Source organism: Roseovarius sp. EL26 (assembly GCF_900327775.1).
Taxonomy (GTDB): domain Bacteria; phylum Pseudomonadota; class Alphaproteobacteria; order Rhodobacterales; family Rhodobacteraceae; genus Roseovarius.
The window spans coordinates 174,157-189,463 of sequence record NZ_OUMZ01000005.1 but is presented as its reverse complement, the minus strand read 5'-3'; the positions used below and the strand labels follow the sequence as shown (position 1 = coordinate 189,463).

Below are 15,307 nucleotides of genomic sequence, written 5' to 3'. Positions count from 1 at the left end.
ACATGGGCGGCACCCCTCCTCTTTCGCCATTGGCACCAAAGACTTTTCCTGACCTGCCTGTGATCAAAGGCGTCCGCTTCGCCACGATCGAAGCTGGCGTGCGTTATCAGGGACGTCAGGACGTCATGCTGGCAGAGCTGGCCCCCGGGTCAGCCATTGCAGGGGTGTTCACCCAATCAGCCACCCGTTCCGCCGCCGTGCTTGATTGTCAGTCCAAAATTTCAGGGTATAGCGATCAAGGCGCCGCGATTTTGGTCAATTCCGGCAATGCCAACGCCTTTACTGGTCGCAACGGGACCGAAGCCGTTCAAGCCATCACTAATGCGGTAGCCGACACCCTGAACCTGCCAGAGGCGCGTGTTTTCACCTCTTCGACCGGGGTGATTGGCGAGGCATTGCCGCACGACCGCATTCGCACCAAACTTACAGAGCTGTCTGGCGCACTGTCTGAAAACCTAATCGAGAGTGCCGCTCAGGCGATCATGACAACAGACACTTTCCCCAAAGGGTCCAGCGCCACGATTGAAATCGACGGTCAAGCCGTGCAGATCGCCGGCATCGCCAAAGGCTCGGGCATGATCGCGCCCGATATGGCAACCATGCTGGTGTACATCTTTACCGACGCCAAAGTTGAAACCTCGGTCTTGCAATCCATGGTTTCGGCCCTGAACGACACCACCTTCAACTGCATCACCGTCGACAGCGACACCTCAACCTCTGACACGCTTTTGGCCGCAGCCACCGGGGCTTCTGGTGTCGAAATCACCGAAAACAGCGTTGGTTTCATGGAAGCGCTTCGCAAGGTGATGCTGGATCTGGCACATCAGGTGGTCCGCGACGGAGAAGGGGCTACCAAATTTGTCGAGATTTCCGTGACTGGTGCCACCAGCGATACCGATGCACGCACACATGCTAAGGCGATTGCCAATTCGCCGTTGATCAAAACCGCCGTTGCAGGTGAAGACCCCAATTGGGGCCGCGTGGTGATGGCCATCGGCAAATCAGGCGCCCCCGCAGATCGCGACAGCTTGTCAATTTCATTTGGCAACATATCGGTTGCGCGTAATGGCTGGGTCGATCCAGGCTATAGCGAAGACGACGCTGCCGCCTATATGAAGCGGGAGGAGATTCAAATCCGTGTTGATCTTGGCCTGGGCGGCGGCACCGCCACAGTCTGGACCTGTGATCTTACCCATGGCTACATTGCTATTAACGCTGATTATCGCTCATGAAGGTTGTACTGGTCTCGGCCGTCGCCCTAATTGATGTTGACGGCCGCGTATTGCTGGCCCAACGCCCTGCCGGAAAATCCATGGCAGGGTTATGGGAATTTCCAGGCGGAAAAGTCGAAGCTGGCGAAACACCTGAGGCGGCCCTGATCCGTGAACTGGAGGAAGAGCTAGGCATCAACACCTGGGCCAGCTGCCTGGCCCCGTTGACCTTTGCCAGTCACAGCTATGAAGATTTCCATCTGTTGATGCCGGTGTTTGCCTGCCGCAAATGGGATGGCATCCCAGTGGGGAAAGAAAATCAATCCCTGAAATGGGTGCGTTCAAAAGACTTGGTCAACTACCCCATGCCACCGGCGGACATTCCACTGATTCCCGTTTTGCGCGATTGGGTGTAGTAAATACAACCGAATCAAGGAGGAGGCGAACCCGTCTTCACCCCAAAGCATTGTTTCCTAAAGATTAGTTTTGCTGTCCTGGACGGCGTCCTCAGACTATAATTATTTTTGTAAGTATGTGACTTTTTCCTAGTTTTCAAATCACTCATATCGCAACTTCTATCGGGGGGCTGATAAATGCTGCGCACCATAAAACTCGGAAGCTGTGTTTCCGTTCAAGGTTTCTTTCTCGGCATGCTGCCAAATGGCATGATGCAAGTCCGTGTTGGCGATCGTGTCTTTCAGGGAACACCGATCTCGAAAGCCGCTTAAGCAAAAATCAACGTTATATAACATTCCAAATAAAAAGGGCCGCGATTAACGCGGCCCTTTTTAATTTACGTTTGCGATCAAGATCACAGCGTACGCGTGACTTCCTCGCGCTCGAAAATCTCGATGACATCATTTTCACGAATGTCATCGTAGTTTTCAAAGGCCATGCCACATTCCTGGCCCGACTGCACATCAGACACTTCATCCTTGAAGCGCTTCAGCGTTTTCAGCGTGCCTTCGTGGATCACAACGTCATCACGCAGCAGGCGTACACCGGCTGATCGACGTGCGATACCTTCGGTCACCAGACAGCCAGCGACTTTGCCGATACCCGTGACCTTAAAGACCTCTTTGATCTTCGCATAACCAATGAAGTGCTCGCGGATTTCTGCACCCAGCAGGCCGGATGCGGCCGCTTTCACATCATCCACAAGATCGTAGATCACCGAATAATAACGGATCTCAACACCCTTCTGGTTGGCGCTGTTACGTGCCGAGGCATTTGCCCGAACATTAAAGCCCAGAACCGGTGCGCCCGACGCTTCCGCCAGACCGATATCAGATTCAGTGATCGCACCTACACCAGAGTGCAGAACACGAACGCGGACTTCATCATTGCCGATTTTTTCCATCGCCTGAATGATCGCTTCCGCACTACCTTGCACGTCGGCTTTCATCAAGATTGGCAATTCGCTGACATTCTCGTCCGCCTTGGCTTGCGCCAGAAGCTGCTCCAACGATGTACCAGCACCAACAGCGGCACGTTTTTCCTTGCTGACCTGCTCACGGTAGGCGGCAATTTCACGTGCTTGCGCATCAGTATCGACAACGTTCAGAACGTCACCAGCCTCTGGTGTGCCATTCAAGCCAAGAACCTCAACCGGAACCGAAGGACCAGCTTCTTTCACGCGCTCACCGGCATCATTGATCAGTGCGCGCACTTTACCGTGCTGCTCACCGACAACAAAGATATCGCCTTGCTTCAGCGTACCACGTTGAACCAGAACCGTTGCAACAGGACCGCGGCCGACATCAAGCTGGGCCTCAATCACTGCACCTTCGGCTGCACGTTTAGGGTTGGCAGTCAGCTCAAGAATTTCCGCCTGCAGTGCAATCGCTTCGAGCAGTTCATCCAGACCCTGACCCGTCACAGCGGAAACTTCGACGTCTTGTACTTCGCCAGACATCTTTTCAACGATCACTTCGTGTTGAAGCAATTCCGCACGTACCTGATCTGGGTTAGCTGCAGGGCGGTCAACCTTGTTGATCGCAACAATCATTGGAACCCCAGCCGCTTTGGCGTGGTTGATCGCTTCAACTGTCTGCGGCATCACCGAATCGTCAGCAGCAACCACCAGAACAACAATGTCCGTGACCTGCGCACCACGGGCCCGCATGCTGGTAAAGGCCGCGTGGCCAGGCGTGTCAAGGAAGCTCAGAACAGCGCCACCATCGGTGGTGATCTGATAAGCACCAATGTGCTGGGTGATGCCACCAGCTTCGCCCGCAACAACCTTTGTTTTACGAATCGCATCCAACAAAGAAGTCTTACCGTGGTCAACGTGGCCCATGATCGTAATGACTGGAGGACGTGCAACCAGATCTTCATCTTTATCAACAACCTGATCGATGACGTCTTCAACATCAGCGTCAGATACCCGGACAACCTTGTGACCGAACTCATCAATGATCAGTTCTGCAGTATCCGCATCGATCGATTGGTTTTGTGTAACCATCATGTCGTTTTGCATCAAAGCTTTGACAACATCACCAACACGTTCCGCCATCCGGTTGGCCAGTTCTGACACAACGATGGTTTCTGGCAACTGCACTTCACGCACAACCTTTTCGCGGGCTTCAACGCCACCCATGGCCTTTTGCCGGGCGCGCTCCTGCTTACGCTTCATCGCCGCCATAGATTTCTGGCGCCCGCCCTCACCACCAGACAATGCCTGGTTCAGTGTCAGCTTACCGGAGCGACGACCATCATCGCGGCCTTTACCACGACCACGGTTCTGATCACGTTCTTTATCTTGCTTACGCGGTGCCGTTGCAGCCGGTTTCGGTGCCCCACCGCTACGATTGGCCGGAGCAGATGTTTCAGGCTTGGCAGCTGCGGCCTCTGCAACAGCGGCTTTTTCAGCAGCTTCTGCTTCAAGTCGCTTGCGCTCTTCTTCTTCTTTCGCACGCACACGCTCTTCAGCTTCACGCTGCTCGCGTTCTTTTGTTTCTGCTTCTTCGCGGCGGCGTTTGCGCTCTTCTTCACGCTGGCGTTCTTCAGCCTCACGGCGCTCCGCCTCTTCGCTTTCACGTGCTTTGGCAGCCTGAAGCGCCTTTAGGCGGCGTTCCATCTCTGCATCTGAAATGCCTGCGGGACGTTTGCCCGATCCACCTGCTGTCGCACGCACGCCTGTACCAATGCTTGTCGATGCAGCACCTGGCTTGGCCGCCGGCTTAACGATCCGCTTACGCTTCGTTTCCACCACGACGTTTTTGGTCCGGCCATGGCTGAAGCTTTGCTTCACGTTTCCGGCCCGGGGACCGCCACGCACACCCAATGTCTTTTTTCCGTCGTTGTCGCTCATCTCGTCTATTTCCCTTTCCGGTGAACCGCGTCACCGTCCAAGACACGCAGGCCTTTTAGCCTTGCCGCATCCTCTACAACACGTTGCGCCAAACCACCAGCGCCCAGTGCCGCGTGAATCGTTGTTTGTCGCCCAAAGGCCCGGCCAAGTTCGTCCGCCGTCAGCCATCCAATAAAATGCCCATAGTGGGGCGTACTCAATTTCGACTTGCCACGCTCTGATCCGTCGCTGGCTTGCACCAAAATCAACGCGACTTCTTTACTCAGCCAGTCCTTGACCTTTTCGTAGCCAGAAACAGCGCCCCCGCCTTTGCGGGCAAGGCTGATCAGATCAACCACACGCTTGGCCAAAAGATCCTCGATCTGCTGCACCAAATCGTCTGGCACAGTGACCGGCTGTCGTGCAGCACGGGCAAACAAGCCTTTGCTGGTTGCTTTTTCCAATGCCGCACGATCCGCAGATACCCATATTCCCCGACCTGGGAGCTTCTCCATCAGGTCTGGAAATATTTGGTTGTCAGGTCCCACAGCAAAACGAAGCAAGCCATTTTTTGGCTGCACCTCGCCCGTGACTATGCACTTGCGTTCAGGACCGTCCTGCCGATCTTTGGGTTGCCCACCGCGTCCCATGTGATGCCTCCGAGGCCTGAGATCAGGCCTCGGCTTCCTCTGCTGCTTCGTCAGACAGCTCAGCCTCATCGGCCTCAGCGTCGTCCTGTTCCAAGTCAGCTGGATCAACCCAACCCAGCATGATTCGTGCAGTCATCACCATGTCTCGCGCCTCTTCCAGCGAAACATTATGGGGTTCCAAAAGGCCATCATCTTTGACCCGCTCACCATCAACAGTGGTCCAGCCACCAGCCAATTCCCAATCGGCGCAGGTTGCGAAATCTTCCAGCGTTTTCACACCATCTTCGGCCAATGCCTGCACCATACGAGGTGTCAGACCTTCAAACTGGATCAGGCTGTCCTCAGCCCCCAGCGCACGAGCTTTTTCAAGTGCTTCACGCGCCTGTGCTTCCAGCACATCACGCGCACGGGCCTGCAGCTCATTTGCTGTGCCGTCATCTACACCGTCAATCACCAGCAGCTCGTCAATTTCGACATAGGCCACTTCTTCCAGATTGGTGAAGCCTTCTGAGACCAACAATTGTGCAAAGAACTCATCCAGGTCCAACGCCGCCATAAACAGGCCAGTGCGTTCTTCGAATTCTTTCTGACGACGCGCCGAATCTTCGGCTTCGGTCATGATATCGATGTCCAGGTGGGTCAGCTGGCTGGCCAGACGTACGTTTTGACCACGACGACCAATGGCAAGGCTCAGCTGCTCTTCAGGAACAACAACTTCGATGCGCTCGGCTTCTTCATCCAGAACAACCTTGGACACTTCTGCAGGCTGCAACGCGTTCACAAGGAATGTAGGTTGATCATCGTTCCATGGAATGATGTCGATCTTTTCACCCTGCAGCTCGTTCACAACCGCTTGAACACGGCTACCACGCATACCAACGCAGGCACCCACAGGGTCGATTGAACCATCATAAGAAATCACGGCAATCTTGGCGCGCGAACCCGGGTCACGGGCCACGGCTTTGATCTCGATGATGCCATCATAAATCTCAGGCACTTCCATCTTGAACAATGCAGCCATGAATTCCGGAGCAGTCCGGCTCAGGAAAATCTGAGGACCACGGTTTTCGCGACGCACATCCTTGATGAAGCAACGAATACGGTCATTCGGGCGATAGCTCTCGCGACCGATCTTCTCGTTGCGGCGCAGGATCGCTTCGCCACGACCCACATCCACGATGACGTTGCCGTATTCTTCACGTTTGACAACACCGTTAATGATGGTGCCCGCGCGGTCTTTGAATTCTTCAAACTGACGGTCACGCTCAGCTTCGCGAACCTTCTGCAAGATCACCTGCTTGGCGCTTTGCGCGGCAATCCGGCCCATTTCAACTGGTGGCACTTCTTCGATGAACTGGTCGCCGACTTTGGGGTCATCCAGATACTGCGCGGCCTGCTCAACCGTGAACTCAGCTTGATAGTTTTCCAGCTCTTCGTCTTCAACCACGGTGCGGACACGCGTGAATGTCGCACGGCCCGTTTTACGGTCGATGGTCACGCGTATGTCCATCTCGGCGCCGTAACGGCTCTTGGCGGCACGGGCGAGCGATTCTTCCATCGCTTCGACCACCAGGCCGGGGTCGATCATCTTTTCGCGTGCGACCGCCTCGGCAGTTTGCAGCAGCTCCAACTGGTTTGCAGATGTAATTGCCATAATCTCAGCCCTCCTCGGACTCGTCAGTCTCGATATCGTCGAATTGTTCTTCGTTAATCGCGCCAGACGCCTTACGCGCCCGTAGCATTTCTTTGATCAGCTCATCGGTCAGAACCAACTTTGCATCCGACAGCCAGTCGAATTGCAAGCCAACAGTGCCTTCTTCAATGTTGATCAGCACTTCTTCGCCTTCAACACCGGCCAACACGCCCTTGAACCGCTTACGGCCATCAATCAGCTCATTGGTTTCCAGCTTGGCTTCATAACCTTCGAATTCTTCAAAATCCTTAAGGCGGGTCAACGGTCGGTCGATCCCAGGACTGGACACTTCTAGGGTGTATGTCTCAACAATCGGGTCTTCGACATCCAAAATGGCGCTCACCGCGTTTGAGATATTAGCGCATTCGTCGACTTCCATTCCACCATCGGCACGTTGCGCCATGATTTGCAGAATGTGGGTTTTGCCGCCCATAAGACGTACGCGCACCAATTCGAACCCCAGATCCTCGATAACGGGGGTGATGATTTCGGCCAATCGGCGGTCAATCGCTGCTTTTGCAATCAGGTCGTTGCTCATGGTTTCCTACATCGTGCGAACACAAAAAAACGGGCGCGCGGCCCGTTGTCTAATCCGGTGGAGCTTCCGGTTTGGACCCGTCAGCACCGCTGTTGAGGTGCATATACGCCTCTTGATCTGAGTCTGCAAGGGAATTGAATCCAAGACACACAGCTATGCTTCCACTAGGGTAAAATGATTACATATTTTAAAGGAAAATTCATGTCAGATATTTCTGTTATTGGCTTGGGCGCCATGGGCAGCGCACTGGCCAGCACATTAATAAAGAGCGGCTACACTGTCACGGTTTGGAACAGAAGCTCGGAAAAAATACCCTCACTTGTTTCCCAAGGCGCGACCGCGGCCACCTCCGCAGCCGATGCAATTGCCAGCAGCCCGGCAACAATCATCTGCATTAAATCACATGACCAGACCCTTGAGTTGCTGCAAACCTGTGAAGCATCGCTCAACAACAAAACCATTATCGAACTCAGCACCGGTGGCGCCTCCGAAGCAGACGCCCTCACCCAGTTCGTGACTGCTCGGGGTGGATCTTGGTTGGTTGGCATCATCAATGCCTATCCCACAGCGATTGGCGGTGAAGACACCGTGCTAACCATCGTAGCGGAACCTACGCTCTGGGAAAAGTGGCGGCCACACATTTCGACCTTAGGCGGCGGATCAATACATGTTGGAACCAATGCAAGCATGCTGGCCGCGCTCTTTGCGGCACTCTTCACAACCCGTCAAGGTTTCATGTTTGGGATGCTCTATGGGGCGCTTGTATGTCAAAAAGCCGGAATACCTTTGGACAATTTTGCCAAACTCATCCCCGTTTCTATGGGGGTTCTCCCCAGTTATCACAAGTATTTCGCAGACACGGCTCCTACTGGCAATTTTGACAACCCACCTGCAACCATGGCGACCTATGCAGCTGCCCTCGATGATGCCTTGAAAACGTTTGATGAAGTTGGCGCGCCGAATGAGCTGCCTAAACTCTTCAGCGATGCCGCACACAAGGGCATGGATGCCGGATTAGAAGACAAGGCTTTAACCGCGCTGGTCGCGTTGCTCAACCAGAATTAACTCACTAACTTTTGCATACTGGGAATTCATATGCCTTCGAATATTGAAAAAATTCAGAATATCGTCAACACACATATTGATGCGTGGTGCCGCAAGTCAGCAACTGATGTCGCCGCATCTTATACCGAAGACGCCTGCTTTATCATTAACCACGGTGAACCCATGAATGGACATCAAGATATCGCTGATATGGTGAGTGGGTTTTGCGACGAATTTCCCGATGTGGTGCTCCGGCTTGATAACACCTTCATCGCAGGACACCACGCTGTATACGTCTGGACCTTTCAAGGCACACAGGTCAACACCGGGAAATATGTTGAATTTCAAGGCTGGGAAGAATGGGAACTGGATGAAAACCTCAAGGTCAAATCCTCCAAAGGCTGGTTCGACGCCGAGGATTACGAACGACAGCTGCAAGCCTGATTGCCCATTCCGGTTGTGCCCGACAAAACATCAAACCGACCAGCCCGCGCAATCACAGGCTGGCCCTAGTTTCTTCAACCTTCCTGCAAAACAGTCTCAAAACCTTCAAACTGCGGCGGGCCCATCAGCTCATACTTCTTGGTTTGGCTGCCTGCATTCTTATGGGCATCGCGGAACTGCTCGGATTTTGTCCAGGCTTCAAAATCACTTCGGCTGCCCCAGATCACGTGACTGGAATAAAGCGTATATCCTTCGCCCTCAGGTCCTTTCAGCAGACGAAACTCCCGAAATCCGCCCAGTTCCTTTAACCGGCTCTCACGGGACTTCCAGACAGTCTCAAACTCTGCCTCGGAACCCGAACAGACCTTAAAACGATTCATTGCGATAAAACTCATAGCTTGCCTCTTCATTCATCAGATTGGAAAGCTGGCGAGACACGTGTCAAGCTGGCGCTTGGTGTATATTGAGCGCATTTCGGCACAGAGGTCTAGCCGCTTACTGCCCGCGCGCAATTCGGTCCATCGCACTGACCAGTTCGGCACTGATGCCCGGCTCTGACAGCGCGTGCCCGGCCATCGGAATCATGCGTAAATCTACATTCCCCCACGCTTCGGCCAGTGCATAGGCTGATTTCGGCGGGCAGATCATGTCATACCGGCCCTGCACGATCACACCCGGGATATGCCTGATCCGGTCAACGTCGCGCAAAATCTGCCCGTCTTCCGCCAGAAATCCATGATGACTAAAGTAATGATTTTCGATCCGCGCAAACGCGCGCACATAATCAGATGGTCCATCGCTGGTGCGTCCGGTTGAATGCACTGTAGCCAACGCGTTTTCCCACGCCGCCCAAGCCCGCGCATGCGTGACCTCAACCTGTGCATCTTCGCAAAACAGACGGCGCTTGTAGGCCCCGATCATGTCATCGCGCTCTTCCTCGGGTATCAGCTTTTGAAACCGCGCCCAGGTTTCCGGCCAAAACGCCCCGGCCCCGCCGCCATAAAACCAGTTCAGTTCGGCGTTGGTCATTAAAAACACCCCGCGCAGCACCAGATTGCGCACCCGTTCGGGATGAGTTTCCGCATAGATCAGCGCCAGCGTCGCCCCCCAACTGCCACCGAATACGATCCATTGATCAATACTATACATCTCACGGATCGCCTCAATATCTGCGATCAGATGCCATGTCGTATTGGCCTCAACACTGGCGTGTGGCGTTGATCGGCCACAGCCACGTTGATCAAACAGGATGATTCGAAAAACAGTCGGATCAAAGTACCGCCGCATCGCTGGGCTACACCCGCCACCAGGGCCACCATGGAACACCACCACCGGCAGACCGGCAGGATTACCCGATTGTTCAACATAAATGGTGTGGCCATCGCCCATATCCACCATTTTCCGATCAAAAGGCTCGATCGGAGGATAGAGGTACTGGACTGCGCTCTTTTGGCCTGCGTATTTATCCATAACCGTCCTATATACTTAGGGCAGGACCACATGAGCATATGGAGAGCAAAATGCAAGCTGCTCAAACCACAATTGACCCCGCCGAAGTTGCCAAGTTCGAGGCGATGGCCGCCGAATGGTGGGACCCCAATGGTAAATTCAAACCTCTGCACATGCTCAACCCATGCCGGTTGGATTATATCACATCGCAAATCGCCGCTGAATTTGATCGTGATCTGAATGATGCCCTGCCCTTCAAAGGCTTACGCATTTTGGATATCGGCTGCGGCGGCGGGTTGCTCAGCGAACCGATGGCCCGTCTTGGGGCCACAGTCGTCGGGGCCGATGCCGCCGGGGGCAATCTGCCCGTCGCCCGCATTCACGCCGAACAGTCGGGGCTAGAGATTGATTACCGCCATACCTCAGCCGAAGCGCTGGTCGAAGCAGGTGAACAATTCGATGCCGTTTTAAACATGGAAGTGGTCGAACATGTCGCCGACCCGCTCACATTCCTGACCGCCTGTCAGGAATTGCTCAAACCGGGCGGATTGCACCTGTGCTCCACCATCAATCGAAACGCCAAAAGCTTTGCCATGGCCATCATCGGCGCCGAACACATCATGCGCTGGCTGCCCAAGGGCACGCATGAGTGGAACAAGTTCATCACCCCGGATGAGCTTTACACCCTGCTCGAAAACTCCGGGCTGTCTCCGGTAGATCGCAAAGGCTTTGTCTTCAATCCGATCTTATGGAACTGGTCCATCTCCGCAAAAGATCTGAGTGTGAACTACGTAACCGCGAGCCTGAAGCCAGAGTAAGCCAGCAATAGGGCCCGGCCCTCATCGGGCAGGGATGTCAATGTTGCCCTTCTGGGCAGTGGCGTTCCGGCAGCCCCAACTTGAACAAAACAAGCGAAACCTCAAACGGTTCTAAAGGATCCTGTGGTTGTTGTTCACATTCTGAGTATGATCTAAGTGTATTCCTAGGCATGAGATCATCACAATGGAGTCGATTTTGCGAACTTGTTTGATGCTGGATGTGGATGGAGTGCTCGTCAGTGGTCGCCCTACCGACGGTCTGAGATGGACTTTTTCATTGCGGGAAGATCTCGGCATTGATCCAACTGAACTGATCGAAACGTTTTTCTCTGCATCATGGAATGATGTCGTGACGGGTAAGCAAAACTTGCTTCCCGCTTTGTCATCTAGTTTGAGTAAAATTCCCACCAACGTTACAGCGGAAGAACTTGTATCCTATTGGTTTAAGATGGATTCACGGGTCATGAATGCTGTGCTTGCAGACTGCAGACTAGCACGAACAAACGGATTGTCCGTATATTTGGCGACGAATCAAGAACACAAAAGAGCACAATATTTAATGGACACACTTGGCCTACGGTCGGAAGTGGATGGAATTATCTACTCCGCCCAAGTTGGAGTTCAAAAGCCGCATGCCGACTTTTACACCTACGCAGAAAAAGCCGCGGGTTGCGACGCCAAAGAGCTTTTACTTGTCGATGACACTCACGAAAACATTGATGGAGCAAGAAAAGCTGGTTGGGATGCAGTTCACTGGCGTAATGGCATGAAGTTGGCTGATATTTTGAAGCCAAGTATTAGCCACTAAGCGATCGCGCGGCGGGCTTCGCCCTTGATTCCGCGCAGGCACGCAGCATTGGTCTTTAGCGAATCCATTGTTCGCAACATTCGCCAAATATTGCTAAGCTTGTGGGTGAAACAAAGGACCTCAAAATGACAACCCACACCGGCGGCTGCCAATGCGGCACAGTACGATTTGAGATCACCAGTGCTCCGATTCTGGCCTATTGCTGCCATTGCACCGATTGTCAGCAGCAATCCAGCAGCGCCTTTGGCATTTCAGTATGGTTTCCTGGCTCCGCCTTCCGATTGACATCTGGTATGCTCAAAACATGGGTCACCCAAGGCGAAAGCGGCAATCAAAAATCCTGTACCTTCTGCCCTGACTGCGGCACTCGCATCTACCACGCCTTTCCGGATGAATCCGATACATTCAGCGTCAAAGGCGGATCACTGGATAACATCAAGGACATCACTCCAATTGCGCATATCTGGACCAAAAGCGCACAACCGTGGCTCAAGGCACGCTTGACAGCTGAACATTGCTTTGAAATCGAACCGGACGACTTTGAGGGCCTGATCACCCAATTTAACAAACTCTAAGTTTAAAACACCCCGACCTCTACGCTGTATGGAACAAGGTCGGGATGTCTTCGATTTCAGACAATCCCTTATGCCACATCCAGATCGGACGCTGGCCCGAAGAACTCAAAATGAATACGATCCTGCGGAACACCAGCCGTTTTCAACCCGTTCACCGCCATGGCCATGAACCCTTTGGGACCGCAGATGTAGTAATTCGCCTGTTCCGTCGCTGTATTCGCCGCAAGCCATTCGGGAGAAATCCGCCCCTCGACATCATAGTTGCTGGCGCTGCGATCTTCCTCGCTTGGGGCCTCAAAGAACGTCACGCTCCGGCTAGCCAGCGACTTGACCGCCTCGCCCATCACCAACTGCGTGCCATCCAATGTGGCATGAAGATAGGTTGCAGACTGCCCTCGTTCCGCAAGTGTTTCCAACATCGACACCATCGGCGTCAGCCCCACACCGGCAGACAGCAACACCACCTCAGTTTCTGCACTATCCCCCAAAACAAAGTCGCCAGCAGGCGGCGCGACCCGCAACACCGTGCCTTCAACCGCCTGTTCGTGCAGCCAGCCCGACACCGCACCCTCGGGTTCCCGCTTCACGGTGATCCGGTAATAGTCCCCGTTCGGCTTGGACGAGATCGAATAGTTCCGCCGATGCCGCCCCACCCCGGGCAGATCAAAATCAAACGATAGATACTGCCCCGGCTGATGTTTCAGCACGGCTCCACCATCCACCGGCTTGAGGATAAACGATATGACAGAGCCCGTTTCCTGACGGCGTTCGGCAATCCGGAATTCTCTCCAGCCGTCCCAGCCACCCTCAGCCTGCGCCTTGTCTTGGTAGAGCTCTTTTTCTCGCCCAATCAGGATGCCTGCAAGGAACCAATAGGCCTCACCCCACGCATTCAAAACCTCGTCAGTCGCAGCCTCACCCAAGACATGCGCAATTGCTCCGATCAGCGCATTGGCTACATGTTCGTAATGCGCTTCCTGAATTTGTAAACCAACATGCTTGTTGGCAATCCGCTCAACCGCCCCGGCAAGCGCGCCCAGATTGTCGATGTTCTTGGCATAGGCCAAAATCGCATTGGTCAGCGCCTCATGCTGGGGAGAGCTGCCGCCCTGATGCGACTGATTGAACAAAGCGCGGATCTCTTCATCCGCCAACAGCCGTGCATACATCTCAGTCACGATTGTACGCCCATGCGCCTCAAGGGCTGGAACGGTTGCTTTGACGATCGCCTTTGTCTCTTCGCTGATACTCTGCGCCATTGGTGTCTCCTTCATCAGGCTGGCCAGACATCCGTGTGGATGCTGGTGGGTCATTAGAATTTAATCATTCCGATTAAATGAATGTATTATCGTACAACTTGAAACATTCAAGTAAAATGAATATTAAACCCGGGACAGAGGACACCTTATGAAACTGAATCTCTCCACCGATTACGCGCTCAGAGTGCTTATTTTCCTAGGCTCCAAACCCGATGAACTGCATTCGATTGAGACATTGAGCCGCACCTACGATTTGCCACAAAGTTCCCTGATGAAAGTCGTCAGCGAACTGGTCCGTCGCGGTTATGTCAGCAGCACCCGAGGCCGCGCGGGCGGGATTCGGTTGGGAATGGATCCGCACAAAATCAATGTGGGCGATGTCGTCAAAGCGATGGATGAAAACCTCGACATCATCGACTGCACCAATTGCATCCTCGACCAGCGCTGCCGTCTCAAAGGTGTCCTATCCGAGGCCACCGCCGCCTTCCTCAAAGTGCTGTGCAGCTATAGCCTCGCCGATCTGATTTCTACAAAAGACGATTTTGTGGCACTGTTCAACTTTTCACAGGAACGTTAGTACGCAAAGCGAGCCTCGCAGCTCCAGCGTTACAGGAACGCAGAGTTTCAATACATGACAAAGGTAACCGTGAAGACCAAGCAATACTTCAGTAACTCTCCTGAAAGATATAATAAGCTGCACCAAAATTCGGCGACCATTTCAAGGTCGTTGCAATTTCCAAGACACTCGGCGTGAATCATATAACACGTAACCATCATTCGGAAACATGTTTGCATTACCATAGCTGATCATTATTGAGTCACCAAACTTCACATAATTTGAAAGATTGGGTTGGCGTGGCAATTCGGAAATCTTCGCATACCCATCGAGAGAAGGGATTTCTGAACTTTTCGCGAAACCAACTAGGTCTGTTTTGAGTGCCAATTCCGTTACTGCTGGAAAATCGGAAGTTTTTAAAAAAATTGTCGTATCTAACTCATCTGGCAAATCCTCTTTGGTTACCAACTGGGAGAAATCGGGAATATTGAGTTGCTCAACAATTATTGCAATCTCCGCTGGCGAGAGTGCTGCATGATCAAATACCTCGCGTCCCGAAACCTGCCGTGCATGGACCTCCTTTATTGCATCCCAATTTCTGAGCTCGTCATTGAAACGAACGTAGAGCCCAAATGCACCTATTACCCCGCCTATGATCGCAGCTACTAAGCCAACTAGCGCTGTTATCGCCCCAGCGCGCTTACCCGCTTTTTCCAAATCAACAATTCTGTTTTGAAGTGCAGCAACCTCTACTAAATCCAAATCACTCATATTTGTTACTCCTAATAATTTGATTTTTTAAAATCCCGGCTAATGGACCGAGGCAGATTCATTATGTGCGAATTTCTTGATTCTGTGTTAAATTTTAATAAGGGACAGAACTGCGGGTATATCCACGTATCAATGCACTCATCAGACTGCAGAATCCAAGGCCATGTTTAGGTCCAAGTGAACACCGAGTATTGCGAAC

17 protein-coding genes are annotated in these 15,307 nt (G+C 53.1%); 9 read left to right on the top strand and 8 right to left on the bottom strand.

Translation table 11 applies throughout. The annotated features are described in order from the left end of the window. Positions 1-2: 2 nt before the first annotated feature. From argJ to D9A02_RS19495, 3 genes are all read left to right on the top strand, one after another. Positions 3-1,232 carry a bifunctional glutamate N-acetyltransferase/amino-acid acetyltransferase ArgJ gene (gene argJ / locus D9A02_RS02830; RefSeq protein WP_120499457.1) on the top strand — a complete coding sequence of 410 codons (1,230 nt, stop codon included), beginning with the start codon at positions 3-5 and terminating at the stop codon, positions 1,230-1,232. Then, positions 1,229-1,627, top strand: coding sequence for an 8-oxo-dGTP diphosphatase MutT (mutT, locus tag D9A02_RS02825; RefSeq protein WP_120499456.1), 399 nt, complete (start codon positions 1,229-1,231; stop codon positions 1,625-1,627). Before argJ ends, mutT begins: the two co-directional genes overlap by 4 nt. Before the next feature lie 177 nt (positions 1,628-1,804). Beyond that, positions 1,805-1,939 carry a hypothetical protein gene (locus D9A02_RS19495; RefSeq protein ID WP_301951080.1) on the top strand — a complete coding sequence of 45 codons (135 nt, stop codon included), beginning with the start codon at positions 1,805-1,807 and terminating at the stop codon, positions 1,937-1,939. A gap of 83 nt (positions 1,940-2,022) precedes the next feature. Here the strand turns inward: D9A02_RS19495 and infB are convergent, their stop codons facing one another. The 4 genes from infB to rimP are packed head-to-tail and all read right to left on the bottom strand — an operon-like array spanning position 2,023 to position 7,384. Continuing rightward, positions 2,023-4,524 carry a translation initiation factor IF-2 gene (infB, locus tag D9A02_RS02820; protein ID WP_120499455.1) on the bottom strand — a complete coding sequence of 834 codons (2,502 nt, stop codon included), beginning with the start codon at positions 4,522-4,524 and terminating at the stop codon, positions 2,023-2,025. A 5-nt stretch (positions 4,525-4,529) separates the two neighbouring features. Beyond that, positions 4,530-5,153 carry an RNA-binding protein gene (locus D9A02_RS02815; RefSeq protein ID WP_120499454.1) on the bottom strand — a complete coding sequence of 208 codons (624 nt, stop codon included), beginning with the start codon at positions 5,151-5,153 and terminating at the stop codon, positions 4,530-4,532. Between the two features lie 22 nt (positions 5,154-5,175). Beyond that, the gene (gene nusA, locus D9A02_RS02810; RefSeq protein ID WP_120499453.1) at positions 5,176-6,807 is read right to left on the bottom strand and encodes a transcription termination factor NusA; all 1,632 of its coding nucleotides are present in this window, start codon (positions 6,805-6,807) and stop codon (positions 5,176-5,178) included. Positions 6,808-6,811: 4 nt separating this feature from the next. Continuing rightward, positions 6,812-7,384: a ribosome maturation factor RimP gene (rimP, locus tag D9A02_RS02805; RefSeq protein WP_120499452.1), complete on the bottom strand. Its 573-nt coding sequence runs from the start codon at positions 7,382-7,384 to the stop codon at positions 6,812-6,814. 201 nt (positions 7,385-7,585) lie between these two features. Here rimP and D9A02_RS02800 point away from each other — a divergent pair, with 201 nt between their 5' ends. Beyond that, complete coding sequence (locus D9A02_RS02800) at positions 7,586-8,449, top strand: NAD(P)-binding domain-containing protein (RefSeq protein ID WP_162932940.1); 864 nt, start codon at positions 7,586-7,588, stop codon at positions 8,447-8,449. A gap of 30 nt (positions 8,450-8,479) precedes the next feature. Continuing rightward, positions 8,480-8,872: a nuclear transport factor 2 family protein gene (locus D9A02_RS02795; protein WP_120499450.1), complete on the top strand. Its 393-nt coding sequence runs from the start codon at positions 8,480-8,482 to the stop codon at positions 8,870-8,872. A 74-nt stretch (positions 8,873-8,946) separates the two neighbouring features. On the opposite strand, the gene D9A02_RS02790 is transcribed toward D9A02_RS02795, so the two are convergent. Further along, positions 8,947-9,267 (bottom strand): antibiotic biosynthesis monooxygenase, encoded by a 321-nt coding sequence (locus tag D9A02_RS02790; protein WP_120499449.1) that lies wholly within the window; start codon positions 9,265-9,267, stop codon positions 8,947-8,949. Between the two features lie 100 nt (positions 9,268-9,367). Continuing rightward, positions 9,368-10,342 (bottom strand): prolyl aminopeptidase, encoded by a 975-nt coding sequence (gene pip / locus D9A02_RS02785; RefSeq protein ID WP_120499448.1) that lies wholly within the window; start codon positions 10,340-10,342, stop codon positions 9,368-9,370. A gap of 50 nt (positions 10,343-10,392) precedes the next feature. Here pip and ubiG point away from each other — a divergent pair, with 50 nt between their 5' ends. The 3 genes from ubiG to D9A02_RS02770 all read left to right on the top strand — a co-directional run bounded on the left by ubiG (position 10,393) and on the right by D9A02_RS02770 (position 12,522). Continuing rightward, positions 10,393-11,139 carry a bifunctional 2-polyprenyl-6-hydroxyphenol methylase/3-demethylubiquinol 3-O-methyltransferase UbiG gene (gene ubiG / locus D9A02_RS02780; RefSeq protein ID WP_120499447.1) on the top strand — a complete coding sequence of 249 codons (747 nt, stop codon included), beginning with the start codon at positions 10,393-10,395 and terminating at the stop codon, positions 11,137-11,139. 184 nt (positions 11,140-11,323) lie between these two features. After that, positions 11,324-11,947 (top strand): HAD family hydrolase, encoded by a 624-nt coding sequence (locus tag D9A02_RS02775; protein WP_216824937.1) that lies wholly within the window; start codon positions 11,324-11,326, stop codon positions 11,945-11,947. 125 nt (positions 11,948-12,072) lie between these two features. Further along, a complete protein-coding gene (locus D9A02_RS02770) occupies positions 12,073-12,522 on the top strand; it encodes a GFA family protein (RefSeq protein ID WP_120499446.1) in 450 nt (149 codons plus the stop codon). Positions 12,523-12,590: 68 nt separating this feature from the next. On the opposite strand, the gene hmpA is transcribed toward D9A02_RS02770, so the two are convergent. Next, positions 12,591-13,781 carry an NO-inducible flavohemoprotein gene (hmpA, locus tag D9A02_RS02765; RefSeq protein WP_120499445.1) on the bottom strand — a complete coding sequence of 397 codons (1,191 nt, stop codon included), beginning with the start codon at positions 13,779-13,781 and terminating at the stop codon, positions 12,591-12,593. A gap of 148 nt (positions 13,782-13,929) precedes the next feature. Between hmpA and D9A02_RS02760 the strand changes: the two genes are divergently transcribed. Further along, positions 13,930-14,358: an Rrf2 family transcriptional regulator gene (locus D9A02_RS02760; RefSeq protein ID WP_120499444.1), complete on the top strand. Its 429-nt coding sequence runs from the start codon at positions 13,930-13,932 to the stop codon at positions 14,356-14,358. A 141-nt stretch (positions 14,359-14,499) separates the two neighbouring features. Here the strand turns inward: D9A02_RS02760 and D9A02_RS02755 are convergent, their stop codons facing one another. Then, the gene (locus D9A02_RS02755) at positions 14,500-15,108 is read right to left on the bottom strand and encodes a hypothetical protein (RefSeq protein ID WP_120499443.1); all 609 of its coding nucleotides are present in this window, start codon (positions 15,106-15,108) and stop codon (positions 14,500-14,502) included. Positions 15,109-15,307 lie beyond the last annotated feature (199 nt).